General features: G+C 59.1%; 21 protein-coding genes. All 21 read left to right on the top strand.

Annotation, left to right across the window (positions count from 1 at the left end; all coding sequences use genetic code 11):
- Window positions 1-8 precede the first annotated feature (8 nt).
- The 21 genes from CMN55_RS02425 (at window position 9) to CMN55_RS02525 (ending at window position 21883) form a co-directional block, all read left to right on the top strand.
- Window positions 9-1526 carry a thymidine phosphorylase family protein gene (locus CMN55_RS02425; protein WP_366931955.1) on the top strand — a complete coding sequence of 506 codons (1518 nt, stop codon included), beginning with the start codon at window positions 9-11 and terminating at the stop codon, window positions 1524-1526.
- Window positions 1523-2416: a ribose-phosphate diphosphokinase gene (locus CMN55_RS02430; RefSeq protein WP_293947950.1), complete on the top strand. Its 894-nt coding sequence runs from the start codon at window positions 1523-1525 to the stop codon at window positions 2414-2416. The genes CMN55_RS02425 and CMN55_RS02430 overlap by 4 nt, the downstream gene beginning before the upstream one ends.
- The gene (locus CMN55_RS02435; protein ID WP_293947951.1) at window positions 2413-3996 is read left to right on the top strand and encodes an MBL fold metallo-hydrolase RNA specificity domain-containing protein; all 1584 of its coding nucleotides are present in this window, start codon (window positions 2413-2415) and stop codon (window positions 3994-3996) included. Before CMN55_RS02430 ends, CMN55_RS02435 begins: the two co-directional genes overlap by 4 nt.
- A 197-nt stretch (window positions 3997-4193) precedes the next feature.
- Window positions 4194-5171: an HlyD family secretion protein gene (locus tag CMN55_RS02440; RefSeq protein ID WP_293947952.1), complete on the top strand. Its 978-nt coding sequence runs from the start codon at window positions 4194-4196 to the stop codon at window positions 5169-5171.
- Window positions 5168-7912: a ribosome-associated ATPase/putative transporter RbbA gene (gene rbbA / locus CMN55_RS02445; RefSeq protein ID WP_293947953.1), complete on the top strand. Its 2745-nt coding sequence runs from the start codon at window positions 5168-5170 to the stop codon at window positions 7910-7912. Before CMN55_RS02440 ends, rbbA begins: the two co-directional genes overlap by 4 nt.
- Window positions 7913-7914: 2 nt before the next feature.
- Window positions 7915-9048 (top strand): ABC transporter permease, encoded by a 1134-nt coding sequence (locus tag CMN55_RS02450; protein ID WP_293947954.1) that lies wholly within the window; start codon window positions 7915-7917, stop codon window positions 9046-9048.
- Window positions 9049-9192: 144 nt separating this feature from the next.
- On the top strand, window positions 9193-9600 hold the full coding sequence (locus tag CMN55_RS02455; RefSeq protein ID WP_293947955.1) for a hypothetical protein: 408 nt from the start codon (window positions 9193-9195) through the stop codon (window positions 9598-9600).
- Window positions 9601-9607: 7 nt separating this feature from the next.
- Window positions 9608-10351 carry a beta-ketoacyl synthase chain length factor gene (locus CMN55_RS02460; protein WP_293947956.1) on the top strand — a complete coding sequence of 248 codons (744 nt, stop codon included), beginning with the start codon at window positions 9608-9610 and terminating at the stop codon, window positions 10349-10351.
- Window positions 10344-11117: a lysophospholipid acyltransferase family protein gene (locus CMN55_RS02465; RefSeq protein ID WP_293947957.1), complete on the top strand. Its 774-nt coding sequence runs from the start codon at window positions 10344-10346 to the stop codon at window positions 11115-11117. The genes CMN55_RS02460 and CMN55_RS02465 overlap by 8 nt, the downstream gene beginning before the upstream one ends.
- Entirely contained in the window at window positions 11110-11379 is a 270-nt protein-coding gene (locus CMN55_RS02470) for a phosphopantetheine-binding protein (protein ID WP_293947958.1), read from the top strand. Before CMN55_RS02465 ends, CMN55_RS02470 begins: the two co-directional genes overlap by 8 nt.
- On the top strand, window positions 11376-11621 hold the full coding sequence (locus tag CMN55_RS02475) for an acyl carrier protein (RefSeq protein WP_293947959.1): 246 nt from the start codon (window positions 11376-11378) through the stop codon (window positions 11619-11621). Before CMN55_RS02470 ends, CMN55_RS02475 begins: the two co-directional genes overlap by 4 nt.
- Complete coding sequence (locus CMN55_RS02480) at window positions 11581-12183, top strand: COG4648 family protein (RefSeq protein WP_293947960.1); 603 nt, start codon at window positions 11581-11583, stop codon at window positions 12181-12183. The genes CMN55_RS02475 and CMN55_RS02480 overlap by 41 nt, the downstream gene beginning before the upstream one ends.
- Before the next feature lie 3 nt (window positions 12184-12186).
- Entirely contained in the window at window positions 12187-13554 is a 1368-nt protein-coding gene (locus tag CMN55_RS02485; RefSeq protein ID WP_293947961.1) for an AMP-binding protein, read from the top strand.
- A gap of 12 nt (window positions 13555-13566) precedes the next feature.
- Complete coding sequence (locus tag CMN55_RS02490; RefSeq protein ID WP_293947962.1) at window positions 13567-13947, top strand: ApeI family dehydratase; 381 nt, start codon at window positions 13567-13569, stop codon at window positions 13945-13947.
- A complete protein-coding gene (locus CMN55_RS02495) occupies window positions 13944-15650 on the top strand; it encodes a glycosyltransferase family 2 protein (protein ID WP_293947963.1) in 1707 nt (568 codons plus the stop codon). Before CMN55_RS02490 ends, CMN55_RS02495 begins: the two co-directional genes overlap by 4 nt.
- Window positions 15647-16054, top strand: a complete 408-nt coding sequence (locus CMN55_RS02500) for an acyl-CoA thioesterase (RefSeq protein WP_293947964.1) — start codon at window positions 15647-15649, stop codon at window positions 16052-16054. The genes CMN55_RS02495 and CMN55_RS02500 overlap by 4 nt, the downstream gene beginning before the upstream one ends.
- Window positions 16051-16662, top strand: a complete 612-nt coding sequence (locus CMN55_RS02505; protein ID WP_293947965.1) for a LolA family protein — start codon at window positions 16051-16053, stop codon at window positions 16660-16662. Before CMN55_RS02500 ends, CMN55_RS02505 begins: the two co-directional genes overlap by 4 nt.
- Window positions 16659-18983 carry an MMPL family transporter gene (locus CMN55_RS02510; RefSeq protein ID WP_293947966.1) on the top strand — a complete coding sequence of 775 codons (2325 nt, stop codon included), beginning with the start codon at window positions 16659-16661 and terminating at the stop codon, window positions 18981-18983. The genes CMN55_RS02505 and CMN55_RS02510 overlap by 4 nt, the downstream gene beginning before the upstream one ends.
- 1 nt (window position 18984) lies before the next feature.
- Window positions 18985-20217, top strand: a complete 1233-nt coding sequence (locus CMN55_RS02515; protein WP_293947967.1) for an NAD(P)/FAD-dependent oxidoreductase — start codon at window positions 18985-18987, stop codon at window positions 20215-20217.
- A complete protein-coding gene (locus CMN55_RS02520) occupies window positions 20208-20711 on the top strand; it encodes a DUF3261 domain-containing protein (RefSeq protein WP_293947968.1) in 504 nt (167 codons plus the stop codon). The genes CMN55_RS02515 and CMN55_RS02520 overlap by 10 nt, the downstream gene beginning before the upstream one ends.
- The gene (locus tag CMN55_RS02525) at window positions 20708-21883 is read left to right on the top strand and encodes a beta-ketoacyl-[acyl-carrier-protein] synthase family protein (protein WP_366931944.1); all 1176 of its coding nucleotides are present in this window, start codon (window positions 20708-20710) and stop codon (window positions 21881-21883) included. Before CMN55_RS02520 ends, CMN55_RS02525 begins: the two co-directional genes overlap by 4 nt.
- The last annotated feature ends 2 nt before the right edge of the window (window positions 21884-21885 follow it).

The following is a 21885-nucleotide window of genomic DNA, read 5'->3' on the forward strand; positions in this document are numbered from 1 at the left end:
AAGGAGACATAGCAGCGGGGTCCATCACGAAGATGCTGAAACTGAAAAGGATCGCCATCGATACCTATCGCGATAATGTCGCGTTTCTTGCCCGGAACTGTCATCACTATCGTCCGGAGGAATTTCAGGCTCTGCGAAAGATCGAGATCAGCGGAGACAATCGTCATTTGCTCGCAACATTACTGGTGACGGATGATGAAGCTATCGTCGGACCGGATGAGCTGGGCCTGTCAGAGCAGGCCTTCCGACGGATGGAGCTGAAAGAAGGATCGACCGTTACAATCATGCCCGCGGAACCACCGGAGAGTCTGGAGTTTCTGCGGGAGAAAATACATGGCCACACCCTGGATATGGGGCAGATCCGCAGCATTATCACGGACATTGCCGGGTATCGTTATTCGGAGCGGGAAATCGCTGCCTTTCTGGTTTCCTGTGCGGGCTTCATGACGACCCATGAAATGCTTTCCCTGACCCGCGCCATGGCGGAGGCGGGAACCCGGCTGCATTGGGACGCCCCGGCCGTTGTTGACAAGCATTGCATTGGTGGTATTCCCGGCAACCGCACCTCCATGATCATTGTGCCGATTGTTGCGGCCCATGGGCTGAAGATCCCGAAAACATCGTCGCGGGCGATTACCTCTCCGGCGGGGACGGCGGATACGATGGAGGTGCTGGCGCGAGTGGATTTGTCGCTTCCCGAAATGCGACGGGTGGTCGAGGAATGCAACGGCTGCATTGTCTGGGGCGGGCATGTCAACCTGTCCCCGGCGGATGATATCCTGATCTCGGTGGAGCGGCCGCTTGCCATTGATACGCGGGAACAGATGGTTGCCTCCATCCTGTCAAAGAAGCTGGCGGCCGGGTCCACCCATCTTCTGATCGATATGCCGCTCGGCCCGTCGGCCAAGGTGCGTGACCACGCGGATGCCCTTCGCCTTCGCAAGCTATTTGAATTCGTCGGCGACCAGATCGGCCTGGCGATTGAGGTGATTGTCACGGATGGAGAACAACCGGTCGGCCGCGGCATCGGCCCGGTACTGGAGGCGCGGGATGTAATGCAGGTCTTGCAAAATGATCCTGCGGCCCCGGCCGATTTGCGGGAGAAATCCCTCCGCATGGCGGGGTCTCTGCTGGAAACCGATCCGGCGCTTCGCGGCGGCGCGGGCTATGCGCGGGCGAAAGAGCTGCTGGCAAGCGGGGCGGCCCTTGCCGCGATGGAGCGGATCATCACCGCCCAGGGAAAGGCGGCGGGCGATGTCTGTCCCGGCAATCTTACTCATGACATTCTGTCCCCCCGCGATGGTACGGTCCTGGCGATCGACTGCTACCGTCTCGCCCGTCTCGCCCGTCTTGCGGGGGCGCCGATGGACAAGGGGGCGGGCATCGACCTGTACCGCAAAATCGGTGATGTGGTCAGCGCAGGCGAGCCGCTTTACCGTATACATGCCTGTTTTAATTCCGACTATAATTTTGCGGTCAAATTCGCATCCGAGGGAAGCGGATATGTGATTGGAGGCGCCGCATGAAAACAGTTTCGCTGCACTTCCTGCCGGGTTATCGGGAAATCGCCAAAGGGTTGTCCATGAGCCTCGGGGTGGATGCCTATCCCATTGAAATTCATAAATTTCCCGATGGCGAAAGCAAGGTGCGGGTGGAGCCATCGACAGGCACCGTCGTGATTTACGCCAGCCTTGATCACCCGAACGAGAAGCTGCTGCATCTCGCCCTCGCCGCCGCCACATTCCGGGAGTTGGGGGCGAACCGGCTGGTTCTGGTGGCCCCCTATCTTTGCTATATGCGACAGGATATTGCCTTTACGCCGGGAGAGGCGGTTAGCCAACGTCTCATCGGCCAGTATCTGGCCCGTTATTTTGACCGGGTTGTCACGGTCGATCCGCATCTGCACCGCATCGACAACCTGCAGGATGTCTTCGGCAACTGCCGCGCCGATGCCCTGACGGCGACGGGGGTGATTGCCGAAACCCTCAGTAAAGAAGATCTGACGGAGGTGATCCTCGCCGGACCTGATGCGGAATCAGAACAATGGGTCAAGGCCATTGCAACGCCGCTTTCGCTTCCCTATCTCATCGGCGCCAAGCGGCGAAGCGGGGATCGCGAGGTTGCGGTGGAGTTCCCGGAGGGCGGCGACCTGGCTGGGCGACGGATTATTCTGCTTGATGATGTGATGTCGAGCGGCATGACCATATGCGAGGCGGTGAAGACGCTGAAGGCCCGCGGCGCCGGGAATATTGACGTCATCACCGTTCACATGCTGGCGCGGCGGGAGGATCTGGAGGCCGTGCGGGCGTCGGGTGTCCAGAGGATACGCGCCACGGACAGTATTGCACATGAAACCAGTGATATTCCCTTGCATGAGCTGCTGCTCGTGCCGCTCAGAGAGGAGCTTTCCAGATGACGATCAGCATCCGTTTTTGCGGCGCGGCGGGGACAGTAACCGGCTCCTGTTACTGGGTGCGCACAGGCAAGTGGCAGTTTCTGGTGGATTGCGGGTTGTTTCAGGGCACCAAGACAGTGAAGGAGCTGAACTATGGCTCTTTCCCTTTTGACCCGCGCAAGATTGATTTTGTGCTGCTGACCCATGCCCATGCCGATCACGGCGCGATGATCCCGAAGCTGATCCGGCAGGGCTTCGACGGGCCGGTCTATGCGACGGCGGCGAGCCGTGATCTGCTCGGCTATATGCTGCCCGACAGCGGCTATATTCAGGAAGTTGAGGTGGAGCGTCTTAATCGCCGCAATCAGCAACGGGGCAGGCCGACAGTTGAGCCGATCTATACCAGGAAGGATGCGGAGGCCGCGATTGATCAGATACGCGCTATCGCGTTTGAGAAATGGCTGACCCCCGCAAAGGGTGTCCGGGCTCGCTACTGGAATGCGGGACATATTCTCGGTGCGGCGTCGATCGAACTGGAAATTGCAACAGAAGGTGAGACATTGAGGTTGCTCTTTTCGGGGGATATCGGCCCTGAGAACAAGCTCTTTCACAGCGGGCCCGATGCCCCGGCCGGATTCGATTATGTGATCTGTGAATCCACCTATGGCGGGCGCCAGCGCGCGCCGGTAAGCCCGGCCCGGCGACGCGAGATACTGGCCCGCGAGATTACGGAAGCGATGGACCGCGGCGGGGCGCTTGTCATCCCGTCCTTTGCGGTGGAAAGAACGCAGGAACTTTTGCTGGATATGGATTATCTGATGGATAAGGGGGAGATCAGCAGCACCGCCGTTTTTCTTGATTCTCCCCTTGCCATCCGCATCACATCGGTCTTTCGGGAGCATCTTGACGAACTGACCGATGCAGAAACAGGCGATCACCCGTTTGAAAACCCACGCTTTCATTTCACAGAAACGGTTGATGAAAGCAAGGCGATCTCCCGTTTTGCAGGACGGGTCATCATTCTTGCCGCCAGTGGAATGTGCGATGCGGGCCGGATCCGACATCATCTGAAAAACCATCTCTGGCGGACGGAATCGACCATTCTGCTGGTGGGATATCAGGCCGAGGGAACGCTCGGCAGGCTGCTGGAAAAGGGGGTCAGAAAAGTCAAAATACAGGGCGAGGAAATTATAGTCCGGGCGCAGATCCATTCCATAGATGTCTATTCCGGACATGCGGACGGGGCGGAGCTTGTGCTGTGGATGAAAGCGCGACAGCCGGTCCGCCAGTCGGTTTTCCTGACGCATGGGTCGGAGGAATCGCTGGCGGCGTTTCGCGATGATCTGGTCAAAAGCGGATTTGACAGTCAGCAGATCATCATTCCGAATTTGGATGATGAATTTGAACTTCCGCTGAAGGGCGGGGCGTTACAAAGGCCGGAAGTCCGTCCGCGTCTACCCTCGGAAGCCATTGGGCGACCTGACTGGCATAATGAATATGCCGAACTGAGCCTTGATATCCGCAGTGAACTGGAGAGCAAGACAGATGCGGAACGAAAAGAACTTTTGAAACGCCTCAAGTCGGCACTTTACAAGTCCTGATAGCTGTTGTTTCAGCCATAAGTTGCGAATTCTCTCTGTCGGCGCTTTGAGTCGCGACGTTGGCCATGGTAAAATCGTCCATCTTGCAGGATTGTCTTGATCCGTATCAATGCCCCGCTTCCGGGCCGAGGATAGGGTTGGGTCAGGGCGACGTTCCGTTCAAGGCAGTTCCATATTTGCAGGAAAGCAACAGAGATATGAAGAAATGGATCGTTGTTCTCGTTCTGCTTCTGGCACTTGTGGGTGGTGGTTATGTTTATTGGCAGAAAGAACTGGCCTCCCGTCTGCCGGACGGAATTGTCATGAGCAACGGCCGGATCGAGGCGACACAGATCAATATTGCCGCGAAATATGCCGGACGCCTTGCAGAAGTACTCGTCAGGGAAGGCGATATGGTAGAAACCGGTCAGCTTCTCGCCCGATTGGATGCCAGAGAAGTGACCGCACAATTACGGGCGGCGGAGGCGGATGTGCGTCGGCTGGAACAAAACCGCGCCGATGTGGAGGCGGCGGTCAAAAGTAGTGAAAGCCAGTTAAAACTCGCCAGGCAGATGCTGGAGAGAGCGCAAACGCTTGTCAAGGACAGCTTTGCCAGCAAGCAGACCCTCGATCAGCGAATGACAGAATATCAGGCGGCGCAATCGGCGAATACCTCGGCCCGGGCCCGTGTCGCCGAAAATGAGGAAATGATCGGCGCAGCGGAACAGCAGGTGGCGCGTATCCGCGCCCAGCTTGAAGATCTGGAATTGCGGGCCCCGGTGCGCGGCCGGATCCAGTACCGCCTTGTCGAGCCGGGGGAAGTGATCGCGGCGGGTGGCAATATTTTAACGCTTCTCAACCTTGCCGATGTCTATATGACGATATTCCTGCCGGCGGCGGATGCGGGCCGTCTCGCGATCGGCAGCGAGGCGAGGCTGATCCTTGATCCGGCGCCTGAATATGTCATTCCGGCGCGGGTGTCTTTCGTGGCGGCGGAAGCGCAATTCACCCCGCGCAGTGTCGAAACCGCTGACGAGAGGCAGAAGCTGATGTTCCGGGTCAAGATTAGCATTTCCCCGGAACTGCTAGTACAATATGAAGATCGTGTCAAAACAGGCATTCGGGGGAATGCCTATGTCATGCTCCCGCCTGCGGTTGACTGGCCGGATGCCTTGCAGATCAAGCTGCCCGAATGAGCGAACCGGCCGCATTTTCTGTTCGGCTGCAGGGGGTGACCCATCGCTATGGCGATATTCATGCTCTTGATGATGTTACGCTGACATTGCCAGCGGGGCAAATGGTCGGGCTGATCGGCCCGGATGGGGTCGGTAAATCGACATTGTTGGCGCTGGCGTCGGGCGTGCGGCGGATCCAGTCGGGCCGGGTTGAGGCGTTGGGTGGCGATATGGCGGACCGGGCGCATCGCCAGCGCTCCGTCTATCGCATTGCCTATATGCCGCAGGGGCTCGGTAAAAATCTTTATCCGACTCTCAGCATTGATGAAAATCTCAGCTTTTTCGGGCGTCTGTTCGATCAGGGCCGGGCGGAGCGCGAGAGGCGCATCGACAGATTGCTTGCGGCAACCGGCCTGGCACCCTTTCGCAAAAGACCGGCGGGAAAGCTGTCCGGCGGGATGAAGCAGAAGCTCGGTCTCTGCTGCGCGCTGATCCATGATCCGGACCTGCTCATTCTCGATGAACCGACAACCGGAGTGGACCCGTTGTCCCGCCGCCAGTTCTGGGACCTGATCGGGGATATCCGCCGGGAACGGCCGGAGATGAGCGTCCTTGTCGCCACCGCCTATATGGAGGAGGCGGCGACCTTTGATTTCATAGCCGCCATGGATGAGGGCCATGTCATCGCCGCGGGGGCGCCTCGGGAACTGCTGGAGAAAACCGGCGGCAAAACACTGGAAGAGGCCTTCATCCGCCTGTTGCCGGAAGAAAAGCAGGCCCGGCATCAGGAGGTTGTCGTGTCGCCGCGTCCCGAAACCGGAGGCGGGATTGCCATTGAGGCCATCGGTCTGACCAAGAAATTCGGTGATTTCACCGCCGTCGATCATGTGGAATTTGCCATTGAGCGGGGGGAGATTTTTGGCTTCCTTGGCTCCAACGGTTGCGGCAAGACAACGACCATGAAGATGATGACGGGCCTCAGCCCGGCGACCGAGGGGGAGGCGCGGCTGTTCGGCAGGATACTCAACGCCGGTGATATGGAGACGCGTCGGCGCGTCGGTTATATGTCGCAATCCTTTTCGCTTTATGGCGAGCTCACCGTTTATCAGAATATCGAGCTGCACGCCCATCTGTTCGACTTGCCGAAAGCGGAGATGTCCGCACGTATCGACGCGGTGCTGGAACGGTTCGGCCTCGCGGCGGTTCAGGACGCCAGTCCGGTTAGCCTGCCACTCGGGGTGAAGCAGCGTCTCCAGCTTGCCGTGGCAGTACTGCACCGGCCGGAAATACTGATCCTTGACGAGCCGACATCGGGTGTTGATCCCATCGCGCGGGATGATTTCTGGCGTCTGCTGATCACGCTGTCGCGGGAGGAGGGGGTGACAATCTTCATCTCCACGCATTTCATGAACGAGGCGGAACGCTGCGACCGTATCTCCCTGATGCATGCCGGGAAAGTGCTGGCCGTCGACACGCCGGAGGAGTTGAAAGAGCGCCGTGGCGCGGCCAGTCTTGATGACGCCTTCGTCGATTATCTGAAGGAGGCGAGCGGCCTTGCAAGCGATGAAGCAGAAGACGGGCCGTCCGGTCTTGCGGATGCCGCCGCCGTCGGTGGTCCCCCCGCACATAGGGGCAGGTTCCGCCTCCGCGCCATGCTGGCCTATGCAAGGCGCGAGACGAAGGAGTTGATCCGCGATCCGATCCGTCTGGCTTTTGCGATGCTGGGGCCGATCCTGCTGATGATTACCTTCGGCTATGGCATTTCCTTCGATGTGGAGGATATGCCCTTTGTCGCCCTGGATCAGGACAGAAGTATCGAAAGCCGCCAGCTTCTCGAGAATTTTCGTGGATCCCGTTACTTTTCAGAGCAACCAGCTGTCGCAACGCCTGAAGCGGCGGAGCAGATGCTGAAACGCGCCGAAGCGCAGGCCGTCATCGAAATCCCATCCGGCTTTGGACGGGATCTGCTGACGGGCCGCCATCCGGAAATCTCTGTGGAAATTGATGGGGCAATGACCTTTCGGGCCGAGACAATGCGAGGCTATGTGGAAGGTGTGGTGCAACAATATGTGATTGATCTTGCTCGCCGGACATATGGCGTTGAACCGGCGGCCGGGGTTGTCGATACCAATATCCGTTATCTTTATAACCAGGCATTCAAAAGCACCTATGCCATCACGCCGGGGGTGATCATGCTGCTCTGCGGGCTGATCCCCTCGATGCTGACGGCAGTTGCCATCGTGCGTGAGAAAGAACTCGGATCGATTACCAATTTTTACGCGACACCGGTTTCCCGAAGCGAGTTCCTGCTGGGAAAGCAGCTTCCCTATGTGGTTATTTCCTTTCTCAGCTTTATCACGCTCACCCTTGTTGTCATCGGGGTTTTTGGCGTTCCGCTCAAAGGATCGGTGGTCGCCTTGACGTGCGGAGCACTGATCTATGTCTGGACGACAACAGGCCTCGGGATGCTGGTTTCCACCTTCGTCCGCAGCCAGATTGCCGCCGTGTTCGCCGCGGCGATTGTCACGATGCTGCTGACCATGAATTTTTCCGGCTTCCTCACCCCGGTTTCCAGCCTCGGCGGTGGCGCAAAATTCATGAGCCAGTTTTTCCCCGCACCCTATTTCCAGCAGATCAGTGTCGGCAGTTTCACGAAATCGCTGGGGCTTTCCGAGCTCTGGACGGATATCGTCATTTTGATGCTGTTCGGCTTTGCCTTCCTGCTGCTCTCTGTGCTGCTGCTGAAAAAGCAGGAACGCTGATCATGTGGAAGCGGCTGCGCAATATATACCGCCTTGGAATAAAGGAGCTGCACAGCGTCCGGTCCGACCCGGTGATGATTTTCCTTCTGGTGTGGGCGTTTACCTTCATGGTTTATCAGGTGGCGCAGAATGCCAAGATGGAGGTGGCGAATGCGGCGGTCGGCGTTCTGGACGAAGACCGTTCCATCATATCCCGGCGGATTACGGATGCCCTTCTGCCGCCGTATTTCAAACCGGCGGTCGAGGTGGACGGGCGGGAGGTCGACCATCAGCTTGATACAGGCGGTTATATTTTCATTGTCAGCATCCCCCCGGATTTCGAGGCTGACCTGATTGCGGGCCGCCGCCCTGCGGTGCAGATTAATGTGGATGCCACCGCCATGGCCATCGCTGGAAATGGTGCCGCCTATATCCAGAGCATCATTCAGCGGGAGGCCGCGCGCTTTCTCGATCCGGCTGGAACGCGGACAACGGCTTCTCCCGTCAGCCTGGTGATCCGGACAGCCTTCAATCCCAATCTCAATTCCGCTTGGTTCATGTCAGTGATGACCATCATCAACAATGTGACGTTGCTGTCCATGATCCTGACCGGCGCGGCGCTGATCCGTGAGCGGGAACATGGCACGATTGAACATTTACTGGTCACGCCTGTGACATCGGCGGAAATCATGTTGTCCAAGGTCTGGGCGAATGGGCTGGTCATCATCCTTGCAGCCATGGTTTCCCTGGTTTTTATTGTCGAGGGAATGCTGGATGTGATGATTTATGGCTCGAAATCACTGTTTCTGCTGGGCGCGGTGGTCTATCTTTTCTCGGTAACGTCCTTCGGCATCCTGCTGGCCACGCTGGCCGGCTCCATGCCGCAGTTCGGCCTGCTGGTGATGCTGACCTATATGATTATGAATCTGCTGTCAGGCAGCACGACGCCACTTGAAAGTATGCCGGAATGGCTGCAGTTCGTTATGCAGTTCTCGCCCTCCACTCACTATGTCAGCTTTGCCCAGAGCGTCCTGTTCCGGGGGGCGGGGATCGACATAATCTGGCCGGAAATGCTGGCGATGGCCGCGATTGGGGCGGCTTTCTTTATGGCGGCCTTTTTACGATTTCGAAAAGTGCTCGACAGTGCAGGGAAATGACAGACGCCCTGTTGCAGATGGAATTACGTTAAAAAATCGGCTTTCGCTCTGGCCATTCGTTCAAAGGAAATGTAAATCTTTGTCGGGGACAATACCCGACCCGAAATGCGGGTATCGCTTGAACGCCTTTGGAGGGGCAACATAATGAAGAAGTTTTTCTATCTGGCGATGGTGGTGACCATGGCCCTTTTTGTCAGCGGTTGTTTCGGCCGCGTACAGCCGGTTTATAACGTCGATGCCGGTCATGTGCCGATGAAGCTGCAGGAAGGTTCCGTTGACCGCATTGCCATGGCCATCCGCACGGCGGCCATCAATCGGGGCTGGAGCATCGAAGAGGCGGGGGCTGGCCTGTTCAAGGCGACGCTGCACAACCGCAGCCATGTTGCCGTGGTCAATATCCGCTATTCCAAGACGACCTATTCGATCGAATATGTCAGCAGCCAGGATCTGCTGTATGAAAATGGCAATATCCATCGCAGCTATAACAAATGGGTCCGGACGCTGGAGAATGACATCAACAAGGAACTGAATAAGGCGTCGCTCACTGCCTGATCTGACAATGGGTGAGGTTGCATTGTCCTTCTCGCTTCAGCGTTGGTCCGCTTGGGCGCCGGGTCTGTATGACCCGGATGCCTGGCGGCAATGGGCGGAAGGCGAGGCGGGGTTGCCGACAGGGCAGGGGGAAATGCCGGATGTACGGGATTTGCCCGCTGGCCTCCGCCGTCGCCTGTCACGGCTTGGCAAGCTGGCGCTGAGGACGGCGATGGATATCGATCCTGGCCTTTCTCCGCGGCTTGTCTTCTCGTCGCGCAACGGCAATGTGACCCAGATGCTGGGGCTGCTGGAAAGCCTGGCGCGGGAGGAGCCCTTGTCTCCCACCGGCTTCGGCATGTCGGTGCATAATTCGCTGGCCGGAATGCTGTCCATCATCAGCAAGAACAGGGAAACCCATACGGCCATTGCCGCCGGTGGGGAGAGTTTCTGCCTCGGGCTGATCGAGGCACTCACAACCTTGCAGGAAGATCCGTCCTCTCCGGTGCTGTTCTTGCATGCGGATGAACCGCTGCCCGAATTTTATGAGCCATATGGTGATGCGGAGGTGCCGCTTGCCGCGCTGGCGTTGCTGATCGCCCCGGCCGATGAGGCGGCAGGGGAAATGTATCGCTTCGGTTTTACAGGCGCCGTCGGACGGGAGCATGGCGGTGATCCGCTCACCAGTTTTCTGCGCTTCATGCTGCGAGGGCAGGGGGAATGGCGCTGGTCGGGGGAGCAGGGAGACTGGTGGTGCCGCCGTCATGTTTGAGAAAATAAACTATGTCTGGCGACTGATCGGAACGGGTATTGCCTTTGCCTGTTTCAGTTTGGGCGGCGCACTCATGACGTTGTTCGTCTTTCCGCCCATCGCGCTGCTCACGAAAGATGACGAGACGCGCATCCGCCGGGTGCGCCGCGTGATCTATCATGCTTTCCGTTTCTTCGTTTTCATGCTGCGGATCGGCGGTATTATCGATTCCCGTTTTCATGGTGCGGAAAAGCTGTCGCAATTGCGCGGCGCGCTCATCGTTGCCAATCATCCCGCGCTGCTGGATACGGTTTTCCTGATGTCGCGCATGCCCGATGTGCAATGCATCGTCAAGCATGAGCTGTGGGACAACCCCTATCTTGGCGGGGTGATGCGCGCCGCCGGATACATCCGTAATGACGGCGATGCGATGAGCATGATGACGCAATGCGAAAAAGCCCTGGCCAAAGGGCAGAATATCCTGATTTTCCCGGAAGGGACGCGGTCCGTCCCCGGGCAGCCGATCCGGTTTCAGCGCGGTTTCGCCAACATAGCAACCCATTTCGAAACGCCGATCCAGCTTGTCACCATCCTCTGCGATCCGCCGACGCTGGCGAAGGGAAGCCCGTGGTATGCAATCCCTCCCCGTCAGTCGCGTTTTGATATATCATTCGATGAACTTCTGGACATGTCCGGCTACTTGAGGCATGAACCGAGGTCAATTAAAGTGCGACGGCTCACCCGGGAGTTGGAGCAATATTATATTGGGAAGCTTTGCCATGAGTGATTTTGAACTCGAAATCAAAAAGCTGGTGATCGATACTCTCAATCTGGAGGATATCACGCCGGAGGAGATCGACAGCGAGGAACGTCTGTTTGTGGACGGGCTTGGCCTCGATTCCATTGATGCGCTGGAACTGGGCGTCGCCATTCAGAAGACCTATGGCATCAAGATCAGCGCCAAGAATGATGATTTGAAAGATCATTTCTCCTCCATTCGCAATCTTGCAAACTTCATCACCGCCGAGCGGAAGGAGATGGGCGCATGACCCGCGAAGACATCTATAACAAGCTCAGCGAGTATCTGGTGGAAATGTTTGAGGTGCCGCCGGAGCAGATTTCTCCCGACGCGCAGCTTTATGAGGATCTTGACCTTGATTCTATCGACGCGGTGGATCTGGTGGTCAAATTGCAGGATCTGACCGGCAAGAAAATCCCGCCGGAGGAGTTTCGCACCGTGCGTTCCGTAGGTGACGTGGTGGACCGCGTTCATGCCCTTCTGGCGGCGTAAAGTCCGGCCGCTGGATCTGCTGCTTGTCCTGATCAGCCTGGCCTACCCGTTTGTCGTCTATTTCGGATTGATGAAATTTTCCCCGCTCGTCGTGGGGCTGGCGCTGGTTGCCTTTCTGCTGCTGCGCATCGCCCTGCAACGGGGCCGCCGCATCGGCGGCAGGTCTGAAGCCGGGCTGTATCTGTTTATCCTTGGTGCCGTTCTGCTGCTTCTGCTGCTTGATGAATTGCTGGCGGTCAAAGCCTATCCGGTCCTGATCAGCCTGTCCTTCGCGGCACTGTTCGGATTTTCCCTTATTTCGCCACCGCCAATTATCGAGCGGATCGCCCGCGCGATGGAAGGCGAGCTGGATGATCACGCCATCCGCTATACCCGCCGGGTGACGGAGGCCTGGGTGGTTTTTTTCCTGTTGAATGCAGCCGTCTCCCTCTGGACGGCGTTTTATGCCAGTCTGGAAATATGGACCCTCTATAACGGATTTGTATCCTACCTTCTTATCGGTCTGATGTTCGGCGGTGAATATCTGCTGCGCCAGTATGTGAAGCGCCGGAAAGCGGGGTGAGAGATGTTTGTTCCCGCCTCAAAACTGCTGACCTCGGACCGGGATGGAAAGACGCCTGTCGCCTGTCTGGCGGCGGGGCATGTCAAAAGTTTCGCTGATCTTCATGCCGAAACGGCGGACCTTGCCGCGCGGATCGTGGCACGCGGGCGGCCCCGTCTGGTTCTAGCCTGCCACAGCGGCTATGCCTTTGTCTGCGGCATGCTGGCGGCTTTTCAGGCCGGTTGTCATGTCATTGTGCCGCCGAATGTGTTGCCCGGGATGCTGGATCTGTTCGTCAGCGGGGATAGCCCGCTTCTTTCCGATATTGTGGAACAGGACGGGCCGCAGCAGATGGCGATTGACGGGCGCAGGGGGCGGGAATTTGCTTTCCGCCCGCTCGATCCGGCCGATTGCCGGTTTGATTTCTATACCTCCGGGTCCACGGGGCTGCCGAAACAGGTCCCCAAAAGTTTGAAGCAGATTGAGGATGAACTGGTTGTCCTGCATGGCTGCTTTGGTGATCGGCTTGCAGGGTCGGCGACCCTCGGTACGGTCAGCCATCAGCATATTTTCGGCCTTTATTTCAAATGCCTGCTGCCGCTTTGTGAGGGACGGCCGTTTTTTCCGGGCATCTTCGAGATATGGGAGGAGTTGCTGGCCGCCGCGCCGCGCGCCTGTTCTCTGGTGACCAGCCCGGCGCATCTGACGCGCATCCCGCCTCTCGATCCATTGAGAGGGGAGGACCGCATGCCGGTCATTTTCGCGGCGGGCGGGCCGCTGCCCTTTGCGGCGGCGGCGCAGGCGGCGCGGCTGTTTGGGCCGGTACCGACGGAAATTTTCGGCAGCACCGAGACCGGCGCCATCGCCTGTCGTCAGCAGATGACAGAGGCAACGCCGTTCCGTCCCCTGCCGGGGGCCGAAACCCGGACCGATGCGGAAGGGCTGCTGCATGTCCGCGCCGCCTATACGGCAAAAGGCGAGTGGGAAGCGATGAACGATCTCGTCACGCGCTTTGACGATGGGGGATTCCTGCTCACGGGGCGGGCCAGCCAGTTCGTCAAGATTGAGGGGAAGCGTATTTCCCTGTTGGAAATCGAACAGCATCTCACCAATTCCTCGCTTGTTCGCGATGCGGCCGTTTTCATCCTTCCGGGTGTGCGCGATACCCTGGTGGCGGTGGTTGAACCGACTACGGCGGGATGGGAGATGCACGCGACACTGGGGGCGTTCCGGCTCGGTCGGGAGTTGCGCAAGGCGCTATCCGGACATCTGGAAAATGCCGCCCTGCCGCGCCGCTGGCGCTTCGTTGCGCAGTTGCCGCTGAACGCGCAGGGCAAGCGTCAGCAGACGGTTCTCAATGAACTGTTTGCAGAGGAAGGGCGGGATAATTAGACTGAGAAGACCATGCAGAGCACCTCAGAAATAACCTGGTCGGCCAGCCCGACGGAACCCCGCCTCACAATCGTGCGGCAGGATGGGGATGTGATCGAACTTGCCTTCATGGTGACGGAGGATCTGTTCCAGCTTCAGGGGCACTTCCCGGGGGAGCCGGTGTTGCCTGGCGTTGCGCAAGTTGACTGGGCGGTGAAATTCGCCCGCCGCTATCTCGGGATGACGGGGGATATCGCCCGCCTCGGCCAGCTTAAATTCTCGCAATTGATCGTCGGAGGCAGCCATATCGGACTCAATCTTGATTGGCAGCGGGAGGCGGGACGGCTTCACTTCTCCTACCACAAGGGGGAGGAAGTCTGCTCTTCCGGCTTTTTCGAGCTGACATCCCCATGAGTTTCTCCCTTGCCGCCATTGTCCCGAGCTATAACCACTATCGCCATATCGAGACGGTAATCGCGGCGCTTCGCAGACAGAATCTGCGGGTTTTCATTATCGACGATGGCAGTGCGGAACCGGCAAAGTCCGCGCTTGCCGCGCTGCATGATCCGGAGAGGGGCATCACCGTCCATCGTCAGGAGACAAATGGCGGCAAGGGCCAGGCGGTGATGGCGGGCTTCCGCCTTGCCGCGTCGGAAGGTTTCAGCCATGCGTTGCAGATTGATGCGGACGGGCAGCATGACCTGCATGCCCTGCCGGCGATGATCGAGATTGCGAAGATCCATCCGCACTCCCTGATCAGCGGCGAGCCGGTTTACGATGACACCATTCCGCCCGCGCGGAAATTCGCCCGCTGGATCACCCATGTCTGGGTCTGGATCGAGACCCTGTCGATGGAGATCACGGACAGCATGTGCGGCTATCGCATCTACCCTCTCGCGCCAACCCTCGGGCTGATGGAGAGCGAGCGCATCGGCCATTATATGGATTTCGACACGGAGATCATGGTGCGGCTTCACTGGCGGGGCGTCAAGATGCGCATGCTGCCGGTGTCGGTCACCTACCCGCCGGATAACAGCTCGAACTTCCGGATTGGCATGGATAACTGGCTGATCACCAAAATGCATACCCGTCTTGTCTTCGGGATGTTGTGCCGCTTGCCGATGCTGATACGGCGACGGCGCCGGCGCCGGATGGACGCGGACACGCAGCATTGGGGGCGGATTGACGAGCGGGGCATGGCATTCGGCCTTAACTTCCTTCTGGCAGCTTACCGGTTGCTGGGGCGTCGTGTCTGCTGGGCCCTGATGCAGCCGGTGCTGCTCTATTTCTTCCTGACGGGCACTGCTTCGCGCCGCGCCTCCCGCGATTACTGGCGACGAATCTTCTCGATGAAGGCAGAGGCGGGGGAGGTCAGCCTGTGGCAACTCTGGCGGCATTACCGGTCATTCGGGGCGATGGCGCTGGACCGGCTGGCCGCCTGGCTTGGCCATATCCGGCTTGCGGATCTGGACCGGGACGATCTTCTCCGCCTTGATGGCCTTGGCACAGAGGGGCAGGGCATCCTCGTCGTTACCTCGCATCTTGGCAATGTCGATGTGCTGCGGGCGGTTGGCGCCGCGCGGGGCATTGATAATGTCACCGTCTTTGCCCATACCCGCAATGCCGCCCGCTTCACCGAAATTCTTAACCGCGCCAATCCGGCGGCGGCGGTCAATGTCCAGGAGGTGGAGGATATCGGCCCGGCCACGCTGATCGAGCTTCAGGAAAAGCTCCAGGCTGGCAACTGGATTGTGATTGCCGGGGACCGCATCCCGCTTGGCGAATCGAAACGTATCCGGGTGATGGATTTTCTGGGCGCGCCCGCGCCTTTTTCCGAAGGGGCCTGGCTGATTGCCTCCCTGCTTGGCTGTCCCGTCTATTCGCTGCATTGCCTGCGCGAGGACGGGAAATTCCGCATCCTGTTTGAAAAGATCACGGACAGGGTTGTGCGCGGCCGTCCGCCCCGCGACGGCCTTGCCGCGCCGATGGCGGCCTATGTGCAGCAGCTTGAGCAGGGGTGTCTTCGCTATCCCGAGCAATGGTATAATTTTTATGATTTCTGGGCGCTCCCCGGGCAACGCCTGCGGCCGGAAGAAAAGAATAAGGAAACCCCATGATTGCGGCTGAAGTAACCGTCAAATGCCAGTTTTATGACCTCGACCCCATGGGCATTGTCTGGCATGGCAATTACCCGCGGTTTTTTGAACTGGCGCGCTGCGCCCTGCTGGACAAGCTGGATTATAACTATCAGCAGATGAGCGACAGCGGCTACGCCTGGCCGATTGTCGATATGCGTATCAAATATATCCGCTCCATCCGCTTTGCCGAGGAAGTGCGGGTGCGGGCGATCCTTGCTGAATATGAAAACCGCCTCAAGATCAACTATGAAATCAACCATAGGGACACGGGCGAGAAAATCACGCGCGGCTATACCATTCAGGTTGCAGTTGATCAGCGGACGGAGGAAATGCTATTTCAATCACCACCCGTCCTTTATGATAAAGTGGGATCCCTTTTGTGAAACGTCTTTTTTGTCTGCTGCTGCTGTTCCTTGTGAGCGGCCCCGCCGGTCTGGCCCCTGCTGCGCCGCAAACCCTCAAGGAAGGGGAGGCGTTGATGGGCCGTTTCGAACAGGCGCGGTATCTGCGGGGGTTTGAAAAACCGATCCTGTCAGAAGGTGTTTTTTTTCTGATGCCGAAATCGTCCCTGATCTGGCAGACGGAAACCCCCTTCTTCAGCCGCATGGTGATTGATGACGAGGGGCTCAGCCAGTCCGTCGGCGGCGCCGAGGTGACCCGCCTCGGTTTCAAGCAGTTTCCCGGTTTCAAATTGCTGCGCGAGACATTCGAGAACAGTCTCGGCGGTAACTGGCAATCGCTCGAGGAGCTGGCGGGGGCGAAGCTGATACCGGCGGCCGATGGCAAATTCTCCTTGCGCTTCACGCCCCAGGCAAGCGGGCTGAACCTGCCTTTTGCCTATCTCAATTTCTCCATCGGCGACTTTCTCGAAATGGTGGAAATTGTCAAAAGCAATGGCGATCGGGATGTGATCAGCTTCTCTGAGCAGCGCATCGCCCCGGTTGAAGAGGTGAAGGCGGCGGCGCAGAGCGCCCGGAGTGCGCAACCGTGAGCCGGGTCGGCCTCTGGGTCTATCTCGGGCTGTTGATTGCCGCCGTTATTCTCATCGGCTGGCGGCTGAAGGATGGCCTGCCGCTCGATACCAATGTCGTCGCCATGCTGCCGCAGTCGGAAAGCGCGGAGTGGGTTGTCCGGGCTGAGGCGGCGGAACGGGCGCAGGGGACGGATCAGCTGATTGTGCTGGTGGGCAATGCTAATTTTGAAACGGCGCGCGCCGCGGCGCAGATGCTTGGCAAGACGCTGGTGGATGGCGGCGTTCTCAAATCGCTGCAAAATCATACGGGACAGTCCACATTTCGGCATATGAGCGAGACGCTTTTTCCGCATCGCACCGGCCTGCTGTCGGAAAGTGATCGCCGGTTGCTGATGGCCGGTCAGGGGCAGACGCTGATTGACCGGGCGATGGTGCAAATCGTCTCGCCGCTGTCGCTTGCCGATGCGGAAGTCATTCGCCGCGATCCGTTTCTGTTGCTTCCCAACTATCTGGCGGCGGGGGCGGAAAACAGTTCGAAACTGCAAAGCCGCGCCAATGTGCTGGCCGTTGAGGAAAAAGGCGTCTGGTATGTGCTGGTGCGGGGGCGGCTCGCGGGAAATCCGTTCGACAAGGGGTTTCAGACGCGCGCTCTCAAGTTGTTTGATGAGACGACGCAGCAGCTTGTGAAAGCGCATGGCGATCTGAAAATCCTCAAAACCGGTGCGGTTTTTTACGGCGAACATGCCTATCGTCAGGCGGAGGATGAGGCCGGCTTTATCGGCGTTATTTCGCTTGTCGGCATCATTCTCCTGAATTTTCTCGTGTTCCGGAGTTTCCAGCCTCTGGCCCTCATCCTGGTGGCAATTGCGTCGGGCATAACCGGCGGGCTGGCGGTGACGCTGCTGTTTTTCGGCTCCCTGCAAATGCTGGCGCTGGTCTTTGGCGTGGGGTTGATCGGTATTTCGGTTGACTATGCCTTCCATTATTTTTGCGAAAAATTCGGCAGCGGCGCCCCCACGGCGGCGTTGCGGGCGCGGGCCGTGCGGTCCGGCCTCACGCTCGGCCTTGTCAGTTCCGTTCTCGGCTTCATCACCCTGGCGCTCACGCCGTTTCCGGGATTGCAGCAGATTGCGCTGTTCTCGGCCTCCGGGCTGACGATGGCCTATCTCTGCGTTCTGTATCTCTTCCCCTATCTGGATCGGGCGACGCCCTTCAGCCATGGCGAGAAACTGCTTGCGGCTTCCATGAAGCTGCATGATTTCTGGTGGCGGAAAGAGCTGCGCGGCGGACGGATTTTACTGATCGGGATGCTTGTCCTCGTCGGACTGTTCGGCGCCACGCGCATCACGGCGGATGATGATGTCCGGCGGTTGCAATCGCTGCCGCAGGAGTTGCAGGCCGAGGAACAGGCGATCCGTTATCTTGCCGGGGTGGACAACCAGACATACCGCTTTTTCGTGCGCGGTTCGGGGGCGGAAGAAGTCTTGCAGGCGGAAGAGGCGCTGGCGCTGGATCTGGAAGCCCTGCGGGCGAGTGGCGCGATTGGCAACTATCGTATGATTTCCCAGTTTATTCCGTCGAAAGCGCGGCAGTCTGAGAACCGGGCGCTGGTTGACAGGGCCCTGATGCCGCAACTTGAACAGCATATGGCCGCCCTCGGCCTGGCGGGAGAGCAACCCTATCCCCGCGTCGATCAACCCCTGACCCTCGATCAGTTTACCGGCGAGGGCATGCCCGAGCTGATCTCGCAGCTCCGGGTTTACGGGACGCCCGGCATTGTCGTGCATGCGGTGATGCTGTCCGGCGTCAAGGACCGGGAGGCGCTGGCCCGGCTGGCGGACAAATCCGGTCATATCGCGCTGGTCAGCCAGGCGGACAGCCTCAGCAAGACATTCGGTGCCTATCGGGTGCGGGCCCTGATCATGCTCGGCATTGCCTATGGGGTCGTGCTGGTGTTCCTGTCGCTCCGTTATGGGGTTATGGGGGCGCTGAAAGTGATGCTGCCGTCCATGAGCGCGGTGGCGCTGGCGCCCTGCCTGCTCGCCCTGATGGGGGAGCCTTTCACCTTTTTCAACGCCATGTCGCTGATGCTGATTTTTGCCATCGGCCTCGATTATGCGCTGTTCAATCGCGAATCCGCAGGCCACCGGCAACGCCGCGCCATGTTGGCCAATGGTCTGTCGGCCCTGTCCACCCTGCTGGCCTTCGGGCTGCTGGCGCTGAGCGACACCTTCGCCATCCATGCCTTTGGCCTCACCATTCTGGTTGGGATCACCCTTGCCTACCTGCTCGCGCCGATTGCGGCGGATACGAAAAACCCCATGACGGAGCCGCTCTGACATGTCCATTGCCACAGAAGATTGTGATGTTGTGATCATCGGCGCGGGGCCTGCGGGCTCGCTGGCGGCGACCTTGCTGATGCAGCAGGGGGTGAAGGTCTTGATGCTGGAGAAGGGCAATTTCCCGCGCTTTGTGATTGGCGAGAGCCTGCTGCCGCAATCCATGGTTTTCATGGAAAAGGCGGGATTGCTGCCGCGGCTGGCGGCGGCGGGGTTCCAGTTCAAGAACGGCGCCGATTTTGCGGATGACCGGCGCTTCACCTCCATTGATTTTTCGCAGAAATTTTCCGCCGGTCCCGCAACAACCTATCAGGTGCAGCGCGAGCGGTTCGATCAGCTTCTGGCGGAGGCGGCGCGCGATGCAGGCGCGGATCTTCGTTTCGGGCAGGAGGTGACCGGCGTTGAAATGACGGATCACGGCGTCAGGCTGTCCGGCGCGAATGCGGACGGGCCATTCGAGATATCGGCGCGCTTCGTGGTGGACGCCAGCGGATATGGCCGGGCCCTGCCGCGCCTCATGGATCTGGATGCGCCGTCCGACTTTCCGGTGCGCCATGCGCTGTTCACTCATATCGATGACCGGCTGGAGGGGCGCAATTTCGACCGCAACAAGATCCTGATCACGGTGCATCCCGCCTGCAAGGATATCTGGTTCTGGCTTATCCCTTTTCCGAACGGGCGCGCCTCGCTCGGCGTTGTGGTGCCACCGGCGGAACTGGCCAAATACCCCGGCACCAATGAAGAAAAGCTGTGGAAGATCATTTCTGAAACACGGGATCTTCAGGCGCTGCTGGAAGGCGCGGTCGCCGTGCGTCCGGTCGCGGAGATGTCCGGCTATTCGACAAAGGTAAAGCAGCTTGCCGGGCCGCGGTTTGCGCTGCTGGGCAATGCCGGAGAATTTCTCGATCCGGTCTTCTCCTCCGGCGTCACCGTCGCCTTCAAATCCGCCGATTTACTGGTTGATCCGCTGCTGCGACAGCTTGCCGGGGAAACCGTGGACTGGGACGCCGATTTCTCCCGCCCGCTGAAAGTCGGTGTGGATTGTTTCCGGATCTTTGTCGAGGCATGGTATCGCGGCGATTTGCAGGAAATCATCTTCAACCCGCCCGCAGATGACAATCCGATCAAGCAGATGATTGTGTCTATCCTTGCGGGTTATGCATGGGATGAAAAAAATCCCTTTGTCTCGCAAGGGCGGAAATATCTTGATATGGTGGCCCTGCAATGCGCGTAAAATTTATCTTCATTCTGGCCTTCCTCACTCTTGGCGCCTGCGCAAGCACGCCGGAGGAGGGGATTGAATTCGCCGCCTGGCAATTGCCGGAGGGGCAGCCGCGCGAGGTGGTCCAGATGCTGAATGGCCGGTATGGAGAGCAGCAGTTCGGATTGCAGGTGCGCCTCAGCCTGAAGGAGGAGCGGATGCAGATCGCCGCGCTCGATGCGCTGGGGCGGCGGGCATTTGATATTCTCTGGACCGGGAAGGGGGTCGAGGCGACGCGGGCGGACTGGATATCGGAAGAACTCAACGCGGTGGATATCCTGAAAGTGATTGTTGCGGCTTACTGGCCCGCGGATGATCCCATGCAGGCGCGGGTGGCGGACCGGGCCGAAACGCTCGACATTACCTATCAGAGTCTGCGGGCAAACGCCTGGAACGAACAGGTCCATATTCGCGATACCGAATTGCAGTATGAAATGACCATCATTTCCTACGAACTGGCGCCATGAGGGAGGCCGTGTATCTCAACAGTCTCGGCATTATCAATGCGCTGGGCCAAGGCAGGGCGGCGGTGGCGGCGCGGCTTTTTGCCGGTGATGCGGGCGGGATGAAACCGATGGCGGGGTTTCTGGACGGGCGCACAGTCATGGCCGGGGCCGTCGACGCGTCGCTGCCGGAGGTGCCGCCGGAACTCCTTCGCTTTGATAGTCGCAACAACCGTCTGCTGCTTGCCGCCGTGCAGGAGATAGAAGACGATATCCGCGCCGCCATTGAGCGGTACGGCGCGGATCGCGTGGCGGTCATTCTCGGCACCAGCACGTCCGGCATCAGCGATAATGAAGCCGGGGTGGCGGAGAAGGTCCGGACGGGGCGGTTTCCGGAGGGGTTTGACTATGACCGGCAGGACAATGCCTCCCTTGCCCTGTTTTTAAGGCGTTACTTCGGCCTGTCGGGCCTCGCCATGACCATTTCCACGGCCTGCACCTCCAGCGCCAAGACCCTCGCCTCGGCGCGGCGGCTGATGGCGAGCGGTCTCTGCGATGCGGCCATTGTCGGCGGGGCCGATACGCTCTGCCGTCTCACCATGAACGGCTTTGCCTCGCTTGAGCTGGTTTCCGATGCGCGCTGTAATCCTTTCAGCAAGAACCGCGGCGGTATCAATATCGGCGAGGGAGCGGCCGTCTTTCTGATGAGCCGGGAAGAGAGAGGCCCGCGCGTTGCCGGGATTGGCGAAACATCCGACGCGCATCATATGAGCACGCCTGATCCGGACGGGACAGGCGCCCATGCCGCCATGGCCCGCGCGCTGGATGACAGCGGGCTTAACGCCGCCGACATCGGCTATCTCAACCTGCATGGCACGGCGACGGAACTCAATGACAGCATGGAGGCGAAAGCCGTCCATCAATTGCTCGGGGCCGTGCCCAGCAGCTCCACCAAGCCGCTGACCGGCCATACGCTCGGCGCGGCGGGCAGCACGGAGCTGGCCTTTCTCTGTCTCGCCCTTGAGAGCGGGGAGGGGCTGTTGCCGCCGCATGTCTGGGATGGGGTGGTGGATCCTGATCTGCCGCCGGTCCATCTGGTGAAGGCGGGGGAGCGGCGGGAGAATGCCCGCGCGATGATGAGCAATTCCTTCGCCTTTGGCGGCAGCAATATCAGCGTCATCCTGACGAAGGACTAGCC

The sequence above is a fragment of the Sneathiella sp. genome (assembly GCF_002694385.1).
GTDB lineage: Bacteria > Pseudomonadota > Alphaproteobacteria > Sneathiellales > Sneathiellaceae > Sneathiella.

Coding starts and splice junctions, on each gene's coding strand:
- CMN55_RS02430 (WP_293947950.1), top strand. CDS start 1,523: ATGAAAACAGTTTCGCTGCACTTCCTGCCGGGTTATCGGGAAATCGCC.
- CMN55_RS02435 (WP_293947951.1), top strand. CDS start 2,413: ATGACGATCAGCATCCGTTTTTGCGGCGCGGCGGGGACAGTAACCGGC.
- CMN55_RS02440 (WP_293947952.1), top strand. CDS start 4,194: ATGAAGAAATGGATCGTTGTTCTCGTTCTGCTTCTGGCACTTGTGGGT.
- rbbA (WP_293947953.1), top strand. CDS start 5,168: ATGAGCGAACCGGCCGCATTTTCTGTTCGGCTGCAGGGGGTGACCCAT.
- CMN55_RS02450 (WP_293947954.1), top strand. CDS start 7,915: ATGTGGAAGCGGCTGCGCAATATATACCGCCTTGGAATAAAGGAGCTG.
- CMN55_RS02455 (WP_293947955.1), top strand. CDS start 9,193: ATGAAGAAGTTTTTCTATCTGGCGATGGTGGTGACCATGGCCCTTTTT.
- CMN55_RS02460 (WP_293947956.1), top strand. CDS start 9,608: ATGGGTGAGGTTGCATTGTCCTTCTCGCTTCAGCGTTGGTCCGCTTGG.
- CMN55_RS02465 (WP_293947957.1), top strand. CDS start 10,344: ATGTTTGAGAAAATAAACTATGTCTGGCGACTGATCGGAACGGGTATT.
- CMN55_RS02470 (WP_293947958.1), top strand. CDS start 11,110: ATGAGTGATTTTGAACTCGAAATCAAAAAGCTGGTGATCGATACTCTC.
- CMN55_RS02475 (WP_293947959.1), top strand. CDS start 11,376: ATGACCCGCGAAGACATCTATAACAAGCTCAGCGAGTATCTGGTGGAA.
- CMN55_RS02485 (WP_293947961.1), top strand. CDS start 12,187: ATGTTTGTTCCCGCCTCAAAACTGCTGACCTCGGACCGGGATGGAAAG.
- CMN55_RS02490 (WP_293947962.1), top strand. CDS start 13,567: ATGCAGAGCACCTCAGAAATAACCTGGTCGGCCAGCCCGACGGAACCC.
- CMN55_RS02495 (WP_293947963.1), top strand. CDS start 13,944: ATGAGTTTCTCCCTTGCCGCCATTGTCCCGAGCTATAACCACTATCGC.
- CMN55_RS02500 (WP_293947964.1), top strand. CDS start 15,647: ATGATTGCGGCTGAAGTAACCGTCAAATGCCAGTTTTATGACCTCGAC.
- CMN55_RS02515 (WP_293947967.1), top strand. CDS start 18,985: ATGTCCATTGCCACAGAAGATTGTGATGTTGTGATCATCGGCGCGGGG.
- CMN55_RS02520 (WP_293947968.1), top strand. CDS start 20,208: ATGCGCGTAAAATTTATCTTCATTCTGGCCTTCCTCACTCTTGGCGCC.
- CMN55_RS02525 (WP_366931944.1), top strand. CDS start 20,708: ATGAGGGAGGCCGTGTATCTCAACAGTCTCGGCATTATCAATGCGCTG.